This window comes from Guptibacillus hwajinpoensis, from assembly GCF_001039475.1.
GTDB lineage: Bacteria > Bacillota > Bacilli > Bacillales > Guptibacillaceae > Guptibacillus > Guptibacillus hwajinpoensis.
The window spans coordinates 448,542-467,103 of the sequence record NZ_LELK01000001.1; the positions used below are offsets into that span (position 1 = coordinate 448,542).

Consider the following 18,562-nt stretch of genomic DNA (forward strand, 5'->3'; position numbering starts at 1 on the left):
GTATTGGAGGAGATGACAAGGTGGAACGTTTTGTGAAGAAGTCTGGTTTGTATCAAAATCCTGAAAAGAGAAGGTGGGAGTACTGGATGGTATCACAAGGAGGGAACAAAGTCCTTGTTTCTTGGCTATGTTGGAGTGCACCAAAGGATGTAGTGGAGAAGTGGAAAGTTTCCAATGCTTGTTAATTAATAACCGCTCTCGGCGGTTATTTTATTTTGTTAGGATTATAAATGGTGATTAAATTAGAAAACGGTTATCGCGACTATAAAATATAGGTATTAAATTTACTCCTCATTCGCTATAATAGGGTTCGAATCAGGTCCTTTGTACTAGACATCCCAAAAGAAAGTAATACGAACAATCTAAATAGCATGAAAGAAAGAGGAGCATCCATGATTCAAAAAAAGAACTGGCTAATTACATTTGTTGTCATTATGACAGCTACTTTATTTCCTGAAACGCTATTTGCTCAACAATCACCAGATATTAAAAGTGAAACCGCTATTCTAATTGATGGAAAAACAGGTCAAGTACTCTTTGAGAAGAGTAGTGAAGAAGTAATGTACCCTGCAAGCATTACAAAAATTGTTACTGCATTGATGGCAGTAGAATCAGGGAAAATGAATGATATGACAAAAGTGAGCAAGAAAGCAAGAGAAGTAGATGGGACGAGAGTATATCTTGAAGAGGGAGAAATGGTCCCATTAGATAAGTTAGTGAAGGGTATGCTAGTTAATTCAGGGAACGATGCTGCTATTGCAATTGCTGAACATTTAAGTGGAAGCGTTGATTCTTTTGCAGATGACATGACTACGTTTGTAGAAGAGGAAGTAGGAGTGAAAAGTAGTCATTTTACAAACCCTCATGGACTCTTTGATGAAATGCATGTGACGACAGCAAAAGATATGGCGAAAATTACGCAGTATGCGATGAAGAATGAGCAGTTCAAGTCCATTTTTGGTATTAATGAATTTGAATGGAGCGGCGATAATTGGGATACAACGTTAATTAATCATCATCGTTTATTGCTGGATTATGATTTTGTGACAGGTGGAAAGAATGGATTTGTTTCAAAATCAGGATTTACACTTGTTACTACAGCTACTAAAGATAATCAGGAATTAATTGCTGTTACGATGAAAGCAAACGATGACCAAATTGCTTATCAAGATACGCTAGCTCTAATGAACTATGGTTTCGAAGCTTTTTCTCCAGTCCTATTTGAAAAAGGGACTGAGCTTGCAGAACGAGATAATGAAACATATTCTTTAGCAGAAGAACTAACGCTTTTTCAACAAGATAATCAAACGGTACAGATTAACGTAAATGATTCCGGAAAGCTAGTGAGTGATACAGGAACTATTGAATCAGTCCTTGATTCTGAATGGTTATCTAGATCTAATGTAGAAGCAGAAGCAGCTCCTTCTTCAAAAGATGTGACAGAAGTTGCCGTCACTACTAATGAAGAAAACAATACTTTTACATTATCTAGCGAGTTGATCTTTTATATTGGCATCAGTATTTTTACTGTTATCATGGTTGCTTTATTTATTGGAAGGGCAAAACCACCTAAAAGAAGGTCAAGAACTTTTCCTTACTAATAAATTCACACAAAAAAAGGACCCCACTGGGTCCTTTTTTTCTAATCATTTAGCTAAGTTAATGAATAGTGTTGATTTTTGGCTCATTCGAATGAGCCGAAAATCCAGAAATCAACAATATGAGCTAACATAGCTAATTATTTAAATAAAATGATAAACATTTAACTGCTGTCATGCCCTGACCTACAGAAGAGGCGATGCTTGATAAGAGGGGCCGAGTGCAAACATCTCCGGCTGCATAGACATAAGGGAGTGACGTTTCTCCAACAGACGTACAGGTTATATATCCTTCATCGTCAAGTGAAATGCCATCCTTAAATGCGTATGTATTTGGTTCAACTCCAATTCGAATGAAGACGGCGTCTACTGTAACTGTTGAGGTGCTCTCTAGAGTCGCCAGGGTTAATTGTTTTCTATTTCCACCTTGGATGTTTGTGACAACCGTATTTGTAATGACATTAATATTGGCGTGTTGTATAACTGGATCTGTAAATTCTTTTCTAGCCTTAAATTGTTCGGATCGATGAATTAATGTGACGTTAGATCCTGCTTCTGCAAGTAGAAGAGCCCCCTCAAAAGCGCGATCTCCTCCTCCAATGACAGCCACTTCTTTTCCTTTAAATTTATCTTTGTCTCTCGTAGCAGAGTACACTTCGTTCCTGTCAATCATTTCTTGTTCACCAGGAACTCGCAATTTTCTAGGAGAAGAACCAGTGGTGACTAGAATTGAACGAAACTCATAAATAGCATTCTTATTAGAGGAAATCCTTTTTTTATCCCAATCAACCCAATCAACCTTACATTCAGTTTCAACGTTAAAGGCAATTTTTTGAGCGTGCTGTTTAAAATGTTCTTGTAGCTCAACGCCGTTTTGGACAATCCTACCTGGGTAATCAATGATCTTGTTATGAATGTCAGTTAATTGTCCGCCAATTTCTGATCTTGCTTCAAGTAAGAGATGGTTAACACCCAAACGCTTAGCCCATATTGCAGCTGAAATACCAGCGGGTCCACCGCCAATAATGAGTAGATCGATTTTAATTGGTTCAATCACAGATTTCCCCCTCATTTCCATGTTGAAAGCCACTTCTCGAATTCTAGCCAGTTACTCACACGAGGCACATCGACTTGTTGATTATATTCATAGCTCATTGCCACAGCAGTTCTACCTGTTTTATTAAATGCAACCAAGTTATGTGGGGCATCATCAAAAAGTAAGTCTCCTCGAATCATTTCTTTACGATGAGAGAAGATTAAATTTCTTTTCCCAATGAAAGGGAGGTGCTTTTCCACCCACAATTCCTTTTCAGTATATGCGTATGTACGACTACTTGTAACGATTAGTACATCGTAGTGGTTGCAGAGTCGTTTGAGTACGTCGATTGCATAGGGGAGAGGTTCTAAATGTAGAAATAAACCAGGCTCATCTAGGTAATCGTATATTTTCTCTCCACATTCAGCTTTCACATAATCCTCTGATCGCCAGCACAGCAGCTTGTCTACAGATAAATCGTCATTATAGTCTTCGTTGTATCGCTTATGCCATTCTGACATTAGATTACAAATAACCGAGTCCATATCAATTAGTAATGTTTTCATTAGCTCACTTCTTTCCTATCACATTCCACTTTACTATAACAGTGAACAGTATTCTCGACAATTCTTCACAAAGAAAGCAAGAACCTAATGGTCCTTGCTTCTGTTACTAGCATTTAACGAATGCTGTTCCTACAATAATAAGTAGGATAAAAAGAACAACAATGAGCGCAAACCCATTTCCTGCAGGGCGGCATGGCATGCCATACCCAGCTCCAGCTACAGGCTGGTAAGGTTCATTTCCGTAAGGTGCATTGTTTGCATGATGCATGTAAGGTCCCCCTTTAATTTCTCTTTCTTTACCACTGTATGTATTCGTCTATAAAAGATATAGGCAAGAGCGGAGACGAAAGAGAAATTAGGTGAAAAACTAGAAAAAACCTCCTATTAAGAACTGATTCCCTTGTCTTTTACTTGTTGTTTTAAGAAGTTAAATCGATAGTCATCTGTCAGTTCTTTCACTTCCTTACTCAAGAACAAGATTGCGATTACGTTAGGTACTACGAACAATGCTAAAGTAATATCGACTAGCTCCCAAATAAATTGAAGGCCACCGATTGCACCTACAAAAATAGAAAGGATATAAACAAATCTCATTACTCTTGAAAAAGGGAGCCCAAATAAATATTCAGCTTGTTTCTCTCCGTAAAAAACAAGAACGCCAATCGTGCTAATAACAAATATTAATAGTAAAGAGGAAACAAAAATAGGTCCCCACGTTGGTCCCATCAATCCTGAGAAAGCATCTGACACCATGTCGGCTGCATTAGCTGGTTTAACATCCTTCCATGCTCCTGACAGGAGTACAGTGAAAGCTGTGATTGTACAAAGCACAATCGTATCAATAAAAACGCTGAAAATACCCCATAATCCTTGCCTGCACGGATGTGGTGTATGTGCGGCAGAGTGAGCAATGGATGCTGTACCCATACCGGCTTCATTTGAATAAAGTCCTCTAGCTAGTCCCCAACGTACAGCGGCTGCAAATCCAGCACCTGCAAACCCACCAGCTGCAGAAATAGGCTGAAATGCATGAACGAAAATCAATTTCATTACCTCTGGGAATTGATCAATATTAATTGCCATTACACCGATAGCCCCTGCGATATATGTAAGAACCATAAAAGGAACAATCTTTTCTGCAACCGCACCAATCCTTTTAATTCCCCCGAATACAACGATGGAGATCAAGACAATTAATATGGCTCCAGTGACCCAAGTAGGAAGGCCAAATGAGCTTTCGGTAAGTGTTGAAATGGAGTTCGTTTGCACCATTACACCAGGAATAATTTCAATCATTAGTCCAAATGCGAAAAGTGATGAAGCAAACTTCCATCCAAGTCCTTTTTTTATGTAGTACATTGGTCCGCCGACGTATTCGCCATCCTTTTTTTCTTCTCTGTATTTGATACCAAGAACGATTTCAGAGAATTTTGTTGACATACCAATAATGGAAACAACCCACATCCAGAAAATAGCGCCAGGTCCACCAAATGCAATCGCAACGGGTACTCCGACTATATTTGTGGCACCAGCAGTAGATGCGAGAGCGGAAGCAAAAGCTTGAAATGGAGAGATCGTTCCATCGCCTTTTTCCTTCTCAAATATTTTACCGATGGTATGTTTTAGTGCATGTGGGAAGAACAAGATCTGAAAAAAACCTAGGCGAATCGTTAAAAACAAACCACCTCCCAGTAGTAATATCATCATAGGATAGCCCCAGATGAAAGCTGAAAATTCAGTTACAGCATTTAAAATACTATCCATTCAACATCTCTCCCTATTTTTGGTTATATAGTAAATATCCACAATAAGGGAGCGCGAAACGTTTTTTCCATTATCCTACAAATATGAGCACAAAGACTTAGGGTTAATTTAGGACTTGGACAAAAAGAAACAGCCGGAGTATCCGGCTGTGTGTTAGTGAACTTGTGGAGGTTGGTTATCTTGAGGTGGCGGTGCACTAAGTTGGCTTCTAACTTGTTGAATTTCGTTTGGTTGGGCAGCAGCAGCGGGTTGGTAATAACCTTTTTGTTTCGCGTATTGATAAAGATTGTATTGTCTTTGCTCATCTGTGTTTCGAATTTGTTGCAAAGCTTGACGAAGTTGCTGATTATCAGCTTGTGAAATGACGTTGCCATAGCTGCTTAAGCTACTGTTTAGTACGGATAGATAGTCATTAACCATATCTTTCTCATTCATAAGACCCCTCCTTAACTTAAAAAGCCCATTAATTGTTGTTTCGTATTTCGTGCATCCTGTGCGTCATTTTGTAGCATTTGCTTCAATTGTGGACACGTACAGGATTGAGCGTAAGAATCCAATTTGTTGGCGAGCGTATCGTGTCCACCAATCATATGACGAAGATTTTGAAGTTCAAGTTCGTTTAATTGCGCCATATTGCTTCCCTCCTTAAATTCAATCATTTTTATTATGAAGAAAAGGGAGGATTCTATACACCATTAGGCAATTACATTTCGCTCATTTGAATAGTCTTTATACTTTTGATTGCTCATGATATCCTGGAGGATTTGAATAACGTTCCACACATCTTCATAAGAAGAATATAGTGCTATCGGAGCAAGTCGAATAACATTTGGAGAACGAAAGTCAGGTACAACTCCATTTGCTTTTAATGCTTTACAAATTCTAGCGGCTTCGCTGTGTTCAAGGCATATGTGCCCACCACGTTGTGGATCCTTAGTTGGATTTGCAATCGAGAACCCGAAAGGTTGTAACGTCTCTTTTGTTAGATCCATAAGGTATCGAGTGAGAGATAACGACTTGCGACGGATAGCATCAATTCCTGCTTGTTGAAAGAGCTCTAATGATCCAATCAATGGCGCCATACTAAAGATATGAGGTGTACCGATTTGATAAGCACTAGCGGATGTCGCGTGATCCAGGTCATGACTCATATCAAACTGCACCTCTTTTTTTGAACTAAACCAACCAGCAAGACCAGGTCGCTTTCCAAGATGCTTGTCATGGACAAAAAGTCCACCAACACCACCAGGGCCGCTATTTAAATACTTGTATGTACACCAAACGGCAAAATCAATTCCCCAATCGTGTAATTCATGCGGGACTACACCTATTGAATGAGCAAGATCAAACCCAATGATAATGTTTTTGTCGTGTGCAGCTTTCGTTAATGCTTTCATATCCAAAAGCTGTCCACTACGATAAAGAACAGAAGGGAGTAGGATAAGAGCAACTTCATCATCCATCGCAGCAATGATATCTGCTTCCTTGATTGTTCTCCCATCATCGCTCTTAACTTGTATCAAATGGAGCTCTGGTGATAAGCCATGAAGAGAAAGCTGACTTTTAATAGCATAAACATCCGATGGGAATGTAAGAGAATCAGCAAGAATTTTTGTTTTTCTTCCTTCAGGTTTGTAGAAAGTGGACAACATTTGATGTAGATTCGTTGTGATGGATCCCGTTGTGATGGTTTCTTCAGATCGTGCCCCAATTAGTGAGGAAGTCATGCTTCCGATTTTTTCTGCCATATAGAACCATGGTTCATTACCTTTTGTCCAACCGTCTATACCATTTACTTTCCAATCGTTTAAGGATTGAAGGAGAGACGATTCTGCTTTTTTAGAAAGTAAGCCTAAGGAATTACCGTCCATATAAATGTTGTTTGGTTGTAAGTAGAATTCTTCTCTGAAATGTGAAAGAGGGTCTTGATCATCTAATTCTTTCGCATATTGAATGCTTTGTGATAAACTCATAGTACTCAGCTCCTTTCACTAATCGTATGCAAGGGTTGTGCTGCTGTCAACGCTTTCAACCCGTGCTTCACGCATTTTGTGGAAGTGAAAAATAAAATCAATAAGTTTTTTTAGAATAACGATTGACTTTATCGGACGTTCAATGATATTATATAAAACGTCGCTGATACACAACAAAGCACATGCGGGTGTGGCGGAATTGGCAGACGCGCTAGACTTAGGATCTAGTGTCTTACGACGTGGGGGTTCAAGTCCCTTCACCCGCACCAAATAATTTGCGCCCGTAGCTCAATTGGATAGAGCGTCTGACTACGGATCAGAAGGTTAGGGATTCGACTTCTCTCGGGCGCACCATACATAATGTAAGTGGCGGTGTAGCTCAGCTGGCTAGAGCGTACGGTTCATACCCGTGAGGTCGGGGGTTCGATCCCCTCCGCCGCTACCAATTTACAATTATATCATGGAGGGGTAGCGAAGTGGCTAAACGCGGCGGACTGTAAATCCGCTCCCTCAGGGTTCGGCGGTTCGAATCCGTCCCCCTCCACCATTATTGGGCTATAGCCAAGCGGTAAGGCAACGGATTTTGATTCCGTCATGCGCCGGTTCGAATCCAGCTAGCCCAGCCATTTTGCGGGTGTAGTTTAGTGGTAAAACCTCAGCCTTCCAAGCTGATGTCGTGGGTTCGATCCCCATCACCCGCTCCATATTTTTTACGGATTTCAAAAGTGACTTCCTGTAGAAAACAATACGTGGTATACTAGCAATTAGTTGCCAATCATATCATGCGCCTTTAGCTCAGCAGGATAGAGCAACAGCCTTCTAAGCTGTGGGTCAGAGGTTCGAATCCTCTAAGGCGCATACTAATTAGTTCCCCCTGAGTAAACAATACTCAGGGGGATTTTGATTTACGAGAATTCATACTTGCATACGTTATTATGAAAAGCTCTTTTTAAAAGGCTCTTTTCTAAAAGATTGTTGCTTTTGAAACAAATATTGAAGAACCACACTCAGTGATTGGAGCGGAAGGATGCTCGACTCCTGCGGGACTAGCGGGACAGGTGAGACCCCACAGGAGCGTTAGCGACGAGGAGGCTCATCGCCCGCCACGCGGAAAGCGAGCATCCTGGAGCGGAAATTCACCACTTATCTAAAAGCAACAATGTCTACGAAAAGAGGTTTGCAAAAAGACGAACAATAAAAGGGCGTTAATATAAATTCATTAACTTCTGGTAGTGTTTTGATTGAAAATATTTGATTATTAGTTGATTTGTGCTACTATATCCGTAGAAACCATACATTGCAGTAACTGACGACAAATTGTGGAACTAACCACAGGGGAGCTGCTTTGTACATAGCCGGTCGTCTGGGCGAAGAATAGAGTGCTCTCATTCTTTACCAATGTTCAGGAGGAATTAATATGATTAATGATGAAAAATTGTTAGACGGTAGAGCGGTAGCGAATGGCATAAAGGAAAAATTAAAATCAAGAGTTAGCGTGCTAAAAGAGCGTGGCATTACGCCAAGTTTAGTCACTATCCTTGTAGGAAATGATCCTTCATCAGAAACTTACGTTAGAATGAAAGGAAATGCCTGCGAACGAGTTGGTATTTCATCAAAGAAAATTCATCTTGCTGAAGATACGACAACAGAAGAATTGGTAAAAACGATAACGAATTTGAATGAAGATGACTCTGTTCATGGTATTTTACTTCAGCATCCTGTTCCTTCTCAAATTGATGAACGATTAGCTTTTGAAACGATCTCCATTGAAAAGGACGTTGACGGAGTTACCAGTGCAGGGTACGGTCAAACAGCACTTGGATTTGGAACGTACCCTTCATGTACACCTGCAGCGATTATGAGAATCATGGAAGATTATGATATTCAAGCTGAAGGGAAGCATGCGGTGGTGATCGGCCGAAGTCCTATTCTTGGTAAACCAGTATCGGCTTTACTTTTAAATCAGAATGCGACTGTGACAACTTGTCATTCTAGAACAAGAAATCTTGCATCACACGTTCGTCAGGCGGATATTGTGGTTGCTGCTGTTGGGAGACCGGAGTTTATTAAAGGGGAATGGATCAAGGAAGGTGCTGTAGTTCTTGATGCAGGATACAACAAAGGCAATGTCGGTGATGTTGAATATGAACAGGCAGCCGAAAGAGCTTCTTACATTACTCCTGTTCCTGGTGGCGTAGGTCCTGTAACGATAGCTATGCTACTAAATCATACAGTGGATGCAGCAGAGAAAACTCTTAACTAAATAAAATATAGTTAGAAAACGAGTAAAAAGCCAGCTAAAGCTGGCTTTTTATTATGAAATGATTCAAAGTGTAAAGAGAGTAAAATACGCATATTTCACGTACAATAGAGATCAGCACGTAATGTTGGGGGAACAGAAATGAATTGTTTTATTGTTATGCAAGGTGATACATATCAAGAAGAAAAAGATGCATGTGTTATTTGGTCGCCAAAAGAAGATAAAAGTGGTAATGAACCTCACTCGTGGAAACGATTAAAAGAAGTACATGCGGGTGATCAATTATTTCATTATGTTAGAGGAAATATAGTTGCCGTTAGTATTGCAAAGAAAGACTGCAAAGAGGCGCATAAGCCTTCTACACTACTAAATCATCACAAAACTACTAACGGGTATCTAGTGCAGTTAGAGTACTATGAATTGGACATACCGGTTAATGTGAAAGAGCAATTCCAAGAAATTTATCCTTTATTACCTCTAAAGTATGCACCGTTTCAAAATGATGCCAATGGGAATCCAGGCTATTTGTATCCTTGTAATGAGGAATTAGCTATTAAATTACTTGAGCTCATTAGTGAATCGAATTTTTACCGAGTAGATGAAGAACAGTTGGAATTAACCATAGATGAAGTCAGAAAAATTGAACGGAACACATTAGTACCTTTCATTACCGAAATAGAATCTGAAGCGAAAACGAAAATTCGGTGGGGCGAGCAAAAATTCAGGAAAGATCTAATGCCACTTTGGGAAGACAAGTGTGCGATATGTGCAATTAATTTACCTGTATTATTAAAAGCAAGTCGATCAAAGCCTTGGAAAGATAGTACAAACCAAGAACGATTGGATCCATATAACGGATTGCTTCTTTGTAGTAATCATGATGCGCTTTACAATGAAGGATTAATAGCATTTGATGGACAAGGACGTTTGCATATTTCTTCAGTCATCTCTGAAGAGGATCATGAAATGTATAGATTAATGCCTCGTGCAAAAATAAGAATTCATCCAGAAAATAAAGTGTATTTCAAGTGGCATAAACGGAATGTTTTTGCTAGCGATATAGTAAATGAGTTACACTCATATGATTCCGAATAGAAAAAGCACCCATTGGGTGCTTTTTCTATTGGAATAGGTATCGTTTTGCCCTTTACTCATTCTCATTCTTCTTATAAATCCGCTCAACGACTTCCTGAAGCGTATCAGGCTTATGAAACTCGACAGGAGAAAAGCCTTTTTCAAATGTAATGGAATCGGCTTCGATCGCAAGCACGTACTTTCCATTCACCTTCGCAAGATGAATCGATTCGCCGAAGTCAGACAGCATCGCTTTCACGGACACATGGTCAAGCTTCAGCTTCCACTCAACGTCAGGGGAGTGCTCGACAATTTGCGAAGTAGCTTCGACGACTTGTTCCGTCGTAAACCGCTCCTGTAGCTCACGCTTAGGGCTCTGAGACCATTCTTCTATCGCCTGTTCGAACTCTTCTTTTTCTTCACTTTCTTCCTGGTACGTTTCCTGAATATGCTCCTGGACCATGCCCATCGTTTGCGTCTTCACAATTTCAGGTATCGACTTTTCATATTCGACCCATTTTAAGAAGTCTTCGAAGTAGCGAGCGTGAGAGGATTGGTGAACTTTCACCTCAGCACTGTCGATCATGCCTTCTTCTGGCATGTAAGGGTATTGGACGGATTTCATGCTTTTTGTTGTAATCGCCATTTCTACATTCTGAATTAACGTTTCTTCATCGGTAATTGTTGCTACTTTTTGTTCGAAATCACATTTCATTATAAATAGAAATGGATCATCAAACAGTTTGGTTAATTTGGCTGCAGCCACAATGAGGACTCCGCCTCGGATTGCGCTTGTGTCAAGATACATTTGTACAATTTGGTCAGCAGATGCTTCAAAATCGTCGGCTGATTCTGCATAGCGAGTTCGATCAAATAGATTGTAATTTGGATTAGATGTTAACTCGTGACCTGGTTCAACAACGAATCGACCGATTTTGGTAGGAGCGCCATCTGATTTAGCATGACGATCGACTTTTCGTTTCATGATTTTGGTTAGTTCCCCGTTTAGGAACGTTTTCAGTGAACTATCTTCATAACTGTTCTCATCAAGGGTTTGATAATGTTTGTACCGTGTTTCCTCACTCTCGCCGCTACCTTCTACTTGGATTAAATAAAAGGAGAGGTATTGCATTTTGAATTCCATTTCATCACCTGTCTTTATGTTTGCGTTCATTTAGTATAGGCAAGGCTGATTCATTCGTCAAACACAAAAATGAATTGAAGTCGTTTTTATGAATTGACTATTTTAATGAACAGTGGTGATGTTTCACTCGAATGAGCTAAACTTCGCCAATAAATAAAACCGCTTTATTTTTTACATCGTTCGACATAACTCTTATAATGAAAGAAGGAAAAATTGTGAAAAGGGGAGAGGTAATGGAAGCGAAGCAAACAGTTTATGTGAACGAGTTCACTAACGGTGTTTTAGATCCTTCTGAAGAAATGGTTGGGCCACTAAAAGATGGTGGGCATATTGTTGCAAATACGTCTCCTGGCTGCTGGGGTCCAATGATTACACCATCTTTGCGAGGCGGACATGAAGTAACAAAGCCAGTATTTGTGGAAGGTGCTGAAGTGGGGGATGCAATCGCCATTCGCATTAAGTCTATTCAAGTCACATCGATGGCAACTTCCTCTGGTAATGATCGTTCTTTAGATGGAAGGTTTGTTGGCGATCCTTATATCGCTGTTAAGTGTCCAGGGTGCGGGGAGTTATATCCAGAAACAAAGATCGAAGGCACGGGGTCTGAAGCTATTCGCTGTGCAAGTTGCGGAGAGGATGTAACGCCATTTGAGTTTACAAATGGTTATACAATGGCCTTTGATTCTAATCGAACAATTGGGGTAACAGTTGATGAGGCTGCTGCTAAATATATCGCAGGTGAAGGTAGAGAATTTATGGCTACGCCGGAGAACTCGGTACAAAATCCAATAGTTACGTTTGCGCCAAGTGATCTTGTTGGAACAATGGCAAGGGTTCGACCATTTCTTGGACAACTTGGTACAACGCCGTCACGACCATTCCCTGATTCGCATAATGCAGGTGATTTTGGACAATTTCTTATCGATGCGGCACATGATTATGGGATGACAAAGGATCAATTAGAAGAACGGACAGATGGTCATATGGATATTAATCGTGTTCGAGAAGGTGCTGTATTAATTTGTCCAGTTAAAGTTCCGGGTGGAGGAATCTATATTGGAGATATGCATGCGATGCAAGGAGATGGGGAAATTGCCGGGCATACTGCTGATGTATCTGGTATAGTAAATCTTCAAGCGAAAATTATTAAGGGACTTACGATAGATGGTCCAATGCTTCTTCCTGTAGCAGATGATCTTCCGTATCTTGCAAAGCCTTTTACTGCGAAAGAAAAGCAGGCAGCTGAGCGCTTAGCTGGTCTTTATGGTGTCGCGAAACTTGAACAGTCTCTTCCTGTATCTTTTATTGGAACAGGTGCTGATCTTAATGAAGCGACAGATAATGGTTTAGAGAGAGCAGCAGATACACTAGGACTAACCGTTCCAGAAGTGAAGAACCGGGCAACTATAACTGGCTCAATTGAGATCGGTCGAAACCCAGGTGTAATAACTGTGACATTTCTTGTTCCAACACATCTTCTAGATGAATTAAATTTAACTGATTTAATTACTAATCATTATGAAGCGAGTGGCGAGTAATGATTCAACAGACAGCTAGCATTCTTTGCTGTCTGTTGATCTTTTTCAAAGGCTCTTTTCTAAAAGGTTCTTGCTTTTGAAACAATTATTGAATAAAAACCACACTAAGCATCCTGGAGCGGGAATTAACCTGCTATAGCAACCTTTTCTAAGGAAGAGACTTTTCAAATAATCCTTATACAAATTGCACACTCTATAAATAGATGTTTTAAGTAAAGTGATAGATAAGACGAATGGTAGTAATGAAAAATTGTTTACTTTCGTTTTAAAAATTTCCCAATAAAAGTAAACAATACGAATAAAGTGAGGATATCATCATGATCATCAATTTTAATCAAATTCAATACAACAACGTGCGTTCTTTAAAGGGTCCAGCGACACAAACAGTAAACCAATTAACCTTCAATTCAAATCTAGCTGGGCCTGACTCTGTTTTCTTTGCAATTAAAGGGGAGAACCATGATGGCCATATGTATATAGAAGATGCAATTCAAAAAGGTGCAATCGCAATTTTTGCAGAGAATGAAGACGTTGTTCAAACTCTTGCACATGCGTATCCTTTTTGTACTTTTCTTCTAGTCGATGATGTACGAAAGTCAATGGCTTATTTCTCGAAACAATATTATGACTCACCTGACGAAAAAATCAAAACTGTTGGTGTAACTGGAACAAATGGGAAGACAACCGTAGCTGCGTATGTTCGTTCTTTACTCTCGTTACTTGGAATGTCGTCAGGTTCAATTGGAACAACGGGCATTTGGTCTTCTACTAAAAGAATTCCTTATAAAAAAAGCACACCTACTACTCCGGAAGCTCTTGATCTTCATCGTATTTTTAAGGATTTATATGACTTAGGTGATCAAGCAGTTGCAATGGAAGTTTCGTCGATTGCACTTGATCAAAAACGTGTAGAAGGAATCGAGTTTGATGTTGCGATACATACGAATATATCTCCTGAACATCTTGAGTATCATCATACATTTGAGAATTATAGAATGTGTAAAGAGAAGCTCTTTCAACAAGCAAAGAACGCTGTAATTAATGTAGATGATGAGATGGGACGTAAACTCGTCAACACATACAAACATCGAAAAGTAACATATAGTTTGGATGCTAATGCTGAGGCGGATTTAATTGCAACTAATTTGCAATATGCAGGAAACGGAACATCATTTAAATTACATTCGCATGGTGAAATACACGATGTATTTGTTCCAGTATTCGGTGATTATAACGTGGCTAATGTTCTTTCAGCTATTGGGACATCCCTTTTACTTGGATATACCATGCCTTTCATTATAAAATCATTAACGAAACTAGAGAGTCCAGAGGGCCGCTTTCAGGTCATTGATGGCCCATCACGTGAAACGATTATTCTTGATTATGCTCATACACCTGTTGCGTTAACTCGGCTAGTTGATGAAGTAAAAAAGATGGAACACAATCGTCTTATTGTGATGGTAGCAGGCATTGGCATTCGTGATTTTGAGAAAATGCCTAAGATGGCAAAAGCAATTGAAGGTAGAGCAGATGAAATTATCGTTACGGTAGATCATCCTGGTTTTCATGAACCTTCAATAATTGTCGATAAGGTTATGTCAGGCTTTGCGAACCCTGATGCACCTCATATTCATCGAACCAATACAAGAAGAGAAGGAGTGTTGAAATCACTTCATCTTGGTGGTGAGCATGATATTATTCTACTAACGAGTGGGTGCATTAACGGTGCACAAATTGTAAAGGGTACTGAGATTCCACATTCGGATGAGGACATCATTCAAATGTATTACCATCTCTCATCATGAGCCTCTCTTTAGAGGCTTTTTGTTATTCTTTCAAAAAAGGCTTGATTAGAGTAAATGCCTCACGTAAACTTTAACTTTCAAGTGCAATAGAAAGGGCGAGGATCGTGACCTGGGAAATTCTTAATATCATCGGTACCATAGCATTTGCAGCCAGTGGAGCACTAGTTGCATTAGAAGAGGAATTCGATTTCCTCGGTGTAATTGTGCTTGGGCTTGCAACCGCTTTTGGTGGGGGAATTATACGTAATTTATTAATTGGTGTACCCGTTGATTCGATTTGGGAACAGGATGTTCTTATTATGATTGCAATAGGTACAATTCTACTTATTTTCCTGTTTCCTGCAAGCTGGATTAATTATTATTGGGAGAAATGGGGTAGCTTTTTTGATGCCATTGGTTTGTCAGCTTTTGCGATACAGGGGGCATTGTTTGCTGAGCAAATGGGGCATCCATTTATTGCAGCCATGGTTGCTGCTGCCATGACTGGTACGGGAGGCGGAATTATACGTGATATGTTGGCTAGACGAAAGCCAACCGTCCTTCAAAAAGAAGTGTATGCCGTATGGGCAATGATGGCAGGCCTATTGATAGGACTTGGTTATCCACAGAAACTACCTGCATTAATGTTATTATTTGTGACAATCGTTTTCCTTCGAATGCTATCGCTTCGCTACGGATGGAAACTCTCATATAGGAAGATACATTAGATCAATGGAATTGAACGAAACAGCAGCTTACATTGTAAGCTGCTGTTTCGTTCGGGAATGTTATTTGTGTTTTAATTGGCAACGAGGATAAAGCTAACAATATTAACCATTCACTAAATGCTAATGTTATGAAAATCATGTTTGGAACCAAACATGAAATGGCTTGTAAGTATCCAAATTGGCATAATCTTTTGATATGCTTCTTAGACAACAGCTTTGTAGAAAATCTAAGGTAAGTATTTGACCATTTAACCCGAGAGGAGATACTACAATGAGTGAAAAAAACAAACGGGATCGAGATTTACCAAGCAGATTAAATGTTTTACTTGTACTCACCTTTTTGCTGTTCATGATTCTAATCATCCGTCTTGCGTTTATACAGTTATAGCAACTGTTAAACCAAGTCTGGGTAATCACAATATTCAATAATAGTACCTTCTGTATCAGCCGGATTAAGGTAAATAAGACGTCTACCATGTTTGTTAACACGACGTGTTTCTTCCATAACTCTAATATTTTGTGTTTGTAACTCTTCTAATGCTTCATCCAGGTTGTCAACTACATAGGCAATATGATGGACGCCTTTTCCTTTTTGCTTCATAAATCGTGCAATGGGGGACGTTGAATTATTTGTCGGCATTAATAATTCAATACGGCTGTTATTAAGATCTATTACAGCGATTTCACTTTCTACACCTTTTGCTTCACTTCGATAGCGGTCGAATAGTTTACCACCTAATACTTCAGTGTAGAATTGAATACTCTCATCCAGGTGTCTGACAGCAATTCCGATATGATCTAATGTTTTATTCATGATGCTGTGCTCCTTTTGTATGTAATGGCACCATTTTAGCATAGATTTTGTTTTCATAAATAGGAAACGGTACTAATACAATTTGAGCGTTGCAATGAACTTCTGTAGAATAGTGAAAGAAACGAATTCAATGAAATAGGTGTTGGAAATGAAATCAATTATTATTGGGTCAGGTATACTGGGGGCGTCAACCGCCTATCACCTTGCGAAAGAAGGTGCAGATGTCACCATTATCGATCGACAAGAACCTGGTCAAGCAACAGATGCAGCTGCGGGGATTGTTTGTCCATGGCTTTCACAGCGTAGAAACAAAGTTTGGTATAGACTCGCGAAAGGTGGAGCGAAATATTATCCTGAGTTAATCCATCAATTAATGAAAGATGGCGAAACGGAAACAGGATATAAACAGGTTGGTGCAATTAGTCTACACACTGACGAAGCAAAGCTTGATAAAATGATAGAGCGAGCAATAAAGCGCAGAGAAGACGCTCCAGAAATAGGAGAAATTAAAAAATTGTCAGCTGAAGAGACGAAAAAACTTTTCCCGCCTATTGATCCTGATTATCAATCTGTTTTTGTAAGTGGTGCAGCGAGAGTAAATGGTTCAGCACTTCGTAAATCGTTGCTCCAGGCAGCGGAAAAGTATGGGGCAAAAATACGAATAGGAGACGCAAAGCTTATCCATTCAGGAAAAAGAGTAACAGGAGTAACAATTGGTAACGATCGAATTGAAGCGGATCAAGTTATCATGACAGCTGGAGTATGGGCGCAAGAATTAGTAGCACCGCTAGGTATGCATTTCAATGTCACATCACAAAAGGCACAAATCGTTCATCTCGAAATAGCTAATCAAGTAACGGATGAGTGGCCCGTTGTGATGCCACCAAATGATCAGTATTTGCTAAGCTTTGATAATGGACGAGTAGTTGTTGGCGCAACTCATGAAAATGCTGTCGGATTTGATTATCGAGTGACAGCTGGTGGGCTTGCTGAAATTTTCTCAAAAGCACTTGCTGTTGCGCCAGGTCTTGCTAATTCTACGGTACTTGATACAAAAGTTGGCTTCCGACCATTTACACCAGGATTTCTTCCCGTGTTTGGGCATGTGCCAGAAGTCGAGGGACTACTAGCTGCCAACGGTCTTGGAGCATCTGGTCTTACCGTTGGTCCTTATCTTGGACTTGAGATGGCAAGACTTGCCCTTGGAAAAGAAACTGATTTAGATCCTGCTGATTATGATATAAGTGCTGCACTCAACATAAATTAAAGAGCGGACAGTTTGATAACAGTGTGCGCAAACAGAACGCAAACTAAAAGAGCAACGAAATGTAAATCTATTCGTTGCTCTTTTTTACTTTGGCTATGTTAATGAACAGTGTTGATTTTTGGCTCAGTTACGCCCTATGGTGACCAATTGCTTCGAGCAAATTCATTTGCTCATTCGAATGAGCCAAAAATCGAGAAATCAACAATATGAACTAACATAGCCTTTACTTTAAATTAAATTTTATTTTTTATATTGATCAATCTTTTGCTGTAGCTTACGCGCTACAACATCTAATGGACCATTTAGCTCCTCATTTGACAGAGTAACTTTCGCATGGCTTTCATCCATTTCTAACGCTTCCGCGAATAATCCTCCGATACCACGTGCACGTCGATCGACTTCAAGCATAACATCAACATCGTTATCATGTAATACGAAAACTACTTCAAGTTCGTCTAAGTATGCGCGATATTCTCCACTAGGCGTCAATTCAAATTCTTGAACATAACCGTAACGCTTTGAAAGCTCCATCTCAACTTTCTTAACATGAAAGCCAAGGTAGCTTTCTAATGCTTCGAGTACTTTTTTAGCGTGAGGATGTGGTGAAACTTGGATCAGGTCTCGATCTGTCGGATCGAGAGCCATTGGGATGTCTAAGCCGGTCTCAAACCAAACTGGCACTCTTCCAAGGGATGCAGGTGTATGATATGGAAGTTGAATAGAGAAGGGGATTTCTTTTGTTTCACCTTCTTTAATCGTTTCTTGATGCGCAATTGGATACTTATGCAAGCAGACTTTCTCTTTCACTTTCCGGTCATCAACTTCACGAATAGCTTCTGTCATAAGGAATATATGAATAGAATCGATTGATTGTTCGACGTCTCCACCCTTAATAACTACTTTTCCATGAACGTCTTCACCTGGAACAAATCGATCTTTCTCTAACTGGGTATCTACCTTTGCAGCTCCAACGCCAACACTCGCTAGAAGTTTTTTTAACATATTTTCCATCCCTT

General features: G+C 39.7%; 18 protein-coding genes, 7 tRNA genes and 1 riboswitch. Of the genes, 15 read left to right on the forward strand and 10 right to left on the reverse strand.

All coding sequences use genetic code 11. The features are described 5' to 3' along the window. Positions 1–20 precede the first annotated feature (20 nt). Positions 21–185, forward strand: a complete 165-nt coding sequence (locus AB986_RS22195; RefSeq protein WP_161797316.1) for a hypothetical protein — start codon at positions 21–23, stop codon at positions 183–185. Positions 186–392: 207 nt separating this feature from the next. Beyond that, complete coding sequence (locus AB986_RS02425) at positions 393–1,601, forward strand: D-alanyl-D-alanine carboxypeptidase family protein (RefSeq protein ID WP_048309283.1); 1,209 nt, start codon at positions 393–395, stop codon at positions 1,599–1,601. A 133-nt stretch (positions 1,602–1,734) separates the two neighbouring features. On the opposite strand, the gene AB986_RS02430 is transcribed toward AB986_RS02425, so the two are convergent. The 7 genes from AB986_RS02430 to kynU all read right to left on the reverse strand — a co-directional run bounded on the left by AB986_RS02430 (position 1,735) and on the right by kynU (position 6,937). Then, a complete protein-coding gene (locus AB986_RS02430; RefSeq protein ID WP_161797317.1) occupies positions 1,735–2,655 on the reverse strand; it encodes an NAD(P)/FAD-dependent oxidoreductase in 921 nt (306 codons plus the stop codon). Positions 2,656–2,666: 11 nt separating this feature from the next. Continuing rightward, on the reverse strand, positions 2,667–3,200 hold the full coding sequence (locus tag AB986_RS02435; RefSeq protein ID WP_048309284.1) for a 5' nucleotidase, NT5C type: 534 nt from the start codon (positions 3,198–3,200) through the stop codon (positions 2,667–2,669). 106 nt (positions 3,201–3,306) lie between these two features. Beyond that, complete coding sequence (locus tag AB986_RS22895) at positions 3,307–3,468, reverse strand: YjcZ family sporulation protein (protein WP_084006374.1); 162 nt, start codon at positions 3,466–3,468, stop codon at positions 3,307–3,309. A 116-nt stretch (positions 3,469–3,584) separates the two neighbouring features. Next, entirely contained in the window at positions 3,585–4,964 is a 1,380-nt protein-coding gene (locus AB986_RS02440) for an alanine/glycine:cation symporter family protein (protein WP_048309285.1), read from the reverse strand. Positions 4,965–5,117: 153 nt separating this feature from the next. After that, the gene (locus AB986_RS02445; protein WP_048309286.1) at positions 5,118–5,399 is read right to left on the reverse strand and encodes a spore coat protein; all 282 of its coding nucleotides are present in this window, start codon (positions 5,397–5,399) and stop codon (positions 5,118–5,120) included. An 11-nt stretch (positions 5,400–5,410) separates the two neighbouring features. After that, entirely contained in the window at positions 5,411–5,596 is a 186-nt protein-coding gene (locus AB986_RS02450; RefSeq protein ID WP_048309287.1) for a hypothetical protein, read from the reverse strand. Positions 5,597–5,659: 63 nt separating this feature from the next. Further along, complete coding sequence (gene kynU / locus AB986_RS02455) at positions 5,660–6,937, reverse strand: kynureninase (protein ID WP_048309288.1); 1,278 nt, start codon at positions 6,935–6,937, stop codon at positions 5,660–5,662. 184 nt (positions 6,938–7,121) lie between these two features. Here kynU and AB986_RS02460 point away from each other — a divergent pair. From AB986_RS02460 to AB986_RS02500, 9 genes are all read left to right on the forward strand, one after another. Next, positions 7,122–7,206, forward strand: a tRNA-Leu gene (locus AB986_RS02460). Between the two features lie 8 nt (positions 7,207–7,214). Continuing rightward, positions 7,215–7,291: transfer RNA gene (locus tag AB986_RS02465), tRNA-Arg, on the forward strand. Between the two features lie 14 nt (positions 7,292–7,305). Then, positions 7,306–7,382 (forward strand) — tRNA-Met (locus tag AB986_RS02470). Between the two features lie 17 nt (positions 7,383–7,399). After that, positions 7,400–7,484 (forward strand) — tRNA-Tyr (locus AB986_RS02475). A gap of 4 nt (positions 7,485–7,488) precedes the next feature. After that, positions 7,489–7,563 (forward strand) — tRNA-Gln (locus tag AB986_RS02480). A gap of 4 nt (positions 7,564–7,567) precedes the next feature. Beyond that, positions 7,568–7,641 (forward strand) — tRNA-Gly (locus AB986_RS02485). An 80-nt stretch (positions 7,642–7,721) separates the two neighbouring features. Next, positions 7,722–7,795, forward strand: a tRNA-Arg gene (locus AB986_RS02490). Between the two features lie 434 nt (positions 7,796–8,229). Further along, a riboswitch (ZMP/ZTP riboswitch) is annotated at positions 8,230–8,313 on the forward strand. 41 nt (positions 8,314–8,354) lie between these two features. Next, complete coding sequence (locus tag AB986_RS02495; RefSeq protein ID WP_048309289.1) at positions 8,355–9,200, forward strand: bifunctional 5,10-methylenetetrahydrofolate dehydrogenase/5,10-methenyltetrahydrofolate cyclohydrolase; 846 nt, start codon at positions 8,355–8,357, stop codon at positions 9,198–9,200. A 138-nt stretch (positions 9,201–9,338) separates the two neighbouring features. Next, positions 9,339–10,292, forward strand: coding sequence for an HNH endonuclease (locus AB986_RS02500; protein ID WP_048309290.1), 954 nt, complete (start codon positions 9,339–9,341; stop codon positions 10,290–10,292). A 52-nt stretch (positions 10,293–10,344) separates the two neighbouring features. Here the strand turns inward: AB986_RS02500 and AB986_RS02505 are convergent, their stop codons facing one another. Then, complete coding sequence (locus AB986_RS02505; RefSeq protein ID WP_048309291.1) at positions 10,345–11,415, reverse strand: DUF3900 domain-containing protein; 1,071 nt, start codon at positions 11,413–11,415, stop codon at positions 10,345–10,347. A 233-nt stretch (positions 11,416–11,648) separates the two neighbouring features. On the opposite strand from AB986_RS02505, the gene AB986_RS02510 reads away from it, so the two are divergent. The 3 genes from AB986_RS02510 (at position 11,649) to AB986_RS02520 (ending at position 15,465) form a co-directional block, all read left to right on the forward strand. Beyond that, entirely contained in the window at positions 11,649–12,953 is a 1,305-nt protein-coding gene (locus AB986_RS02510; protein ID WP_048309292.1) for an acetamidase/formamidase family protein, read from the forward strand. A 317-nt stretch (positions 12,954–13,270) separates the two neighbouring features. Beyond that, entirely contained in the window at positions 13,271–14,758 is a 1,488-nt protein-coding gene (locus tag AB986_RS02515) for a UDP-N-acetylmuramoyl-L-alanyl-D-glutamate--2,6-diaminopimelate ligase (RefSeq protein WP_048309293.1), read from the forward strand. 104 nt (positions 14,759–14,862) lie between these two features. Then, entirely contained in the window at positions 14,863–15,465 is a 603-nt protein-coding gene (locus AB986_RS02520) for a trimeric intracellular cation channel family protein (RefSeq protein ID WP_048309294.1), read from the forward strand. Positions 15,466–15,859: 394 nt separating this feature from the next. Here the strand turns inward: AB986_RS02520 and AB986_RS02525 are convergent, their stop codons facing one another. Next, complete coding sequence (locus AB986_RS02525; protein WP_048309295.1) at positions 15,860–16,279, reverse strand: VOC family protein; 420 nt, start codon at positions 16,277–16,279, stop codon at positions 15,860–15,862. A 148-nt stretch (positions 16,280–16,427) separates the two neighbouring features. Here AB986_RS02525 and AB986_RS02530 point away from each other — a divergent pair, with 148 nt between their 5' ends. Next, positions 16,428–17,546 carry an NAD(P)/FAD-dependent oxidoreductase gene (locus AB986_RS02530; protein ID WP_048309296.1) on the forward strand — a complete coding sequence of 373 codons (1,119 nt, stop codon included), beginning with the start codon at positions 16,428–16,430 and terminating at the stop codon, positions 17,544–17,546. A gap of 240 nt (positions 17,547–17,786) precedes the next feature. On the opposite strand, the gene AB986_RS02535 is transcribed toward AB986_RS02530, so the two are convergent. Beyond that, positions 17,787–18,548, reverse strand: coding sequence for a sporulation protein (locus AB986_RS02535; RefSeq protein ID WP_048309297.1), 762 nt, complete (start codon positions 18,546–18,548; stop codon positions 17,787–17,789). Positions 18,549–18,562 lie beyond the last annotated feature (14 nt).

Excerpts from the sequence above, each read along its gene's own strand:
- AB986_RS02425 (WP_048309283.1), top strand. The coding sequence starts at position 393 with ATGATTCAAAAAAAGAACTGGCTAATTACATTTGTTGTCATTATGACA.
- AB986_RS02435 (WP_048309284.1), bottom strand. The coding sequence starts at position 3,200 with ATGAAAACATTACTAATTGATATGGACTCGGTTATTTGTAATCTAATG.
- AB986_RS22895 (WP_084006374.1), bottom strand. The coding sequence starts at position 3,468 with ATGCATCATGCAAACAATGCACCTTACGGAAATGAACCTTACCAGCCT.
- AB986_RS02440 (WP_048309285.1), bottom strand. The coding sequence starts at position 4,964 with ATGGATAGTATTTTAAATGCTGTAACTGAATTTTCAGCTTTCATCTGG.
- AB986_RS02445 (WP_048309286.1), bottom strand. The coding sequence starts at position 5,399 with ATGAATGAGAAAGATATGGTTAATGACTATCTATCCGTACTAAACAGT.
- AB986_RS02450 (WP_048309287.1), bottom strand. The coding sequence starts at position 5,596 with ATGGCGCAATTAAACGAACTTGAACTTCAAAATCTTCGTCATATGATT.
- kynU (WP_048309288.1), bottom strand. The coding sequence starts at position 6,937 with ATGAGTTTATCACAAAGCATTCAATATGCGAAAGAATTAGATGATCAA.
- AB986_RS02495 (WP_048309289.1), top strand. The coding sequence starts at position 8,355 with ATGATTAATGATGAAAAATTGTTAGACGGTAGAGCGGTAGCGAATGGC.
- AB986_RS02500 (WP_048309290.1), top strand. The coding sequence starts at position 9,339 with ATGAATTGTTTTATTGTTATGCAAGGTGATACATATCAAGAAGAAAAA.
- AB986_RS02505 (WP_048309291.1), bottom strand. The coding sequence starts at position 11,415 with ATGGAATTCAAAATGCAATACCTCTCCTTTTATTTAATCCAAGTAGAA.
- AB986_RS02510 (WP_048309292.1), top strand. The coding sequence starts at position 11,649 with ATGGAAGCGAAGCAAACAGTTTATGTGAACGAGTTCACTAACGGTGTT.
- AB986_RS02515 (WP_048309293.1), top strand. The coding sequence starts at position 13,271 with ATGATCATCAATTTTAATCAAATTCAATACAACAACGTGCGTTCTTTA.
- AB986_RS02525 (WP_048309295.1), bottom strand. The coding sequence starts at position 16,279 with ATGAATAAAACATTAGATCATATCGGAATTGCTGTCAGACACCTGGAT.
- AB986_RS02530 (WP_048309296.1), top strand. The coding sequence starts at position 16,428 with ATGAAATCAATTATTATTGGGTCAGGTATACTGGGGGCGTCAACCGCC.
- AB986_RS02535 (WP_048309297.1), bottom strand. The coding sequence starts at position 18,548 with ATGTTAAAAAAACTTCTAGCGAGTGTTGGCGTTGGAGCTGCAAAGGTA.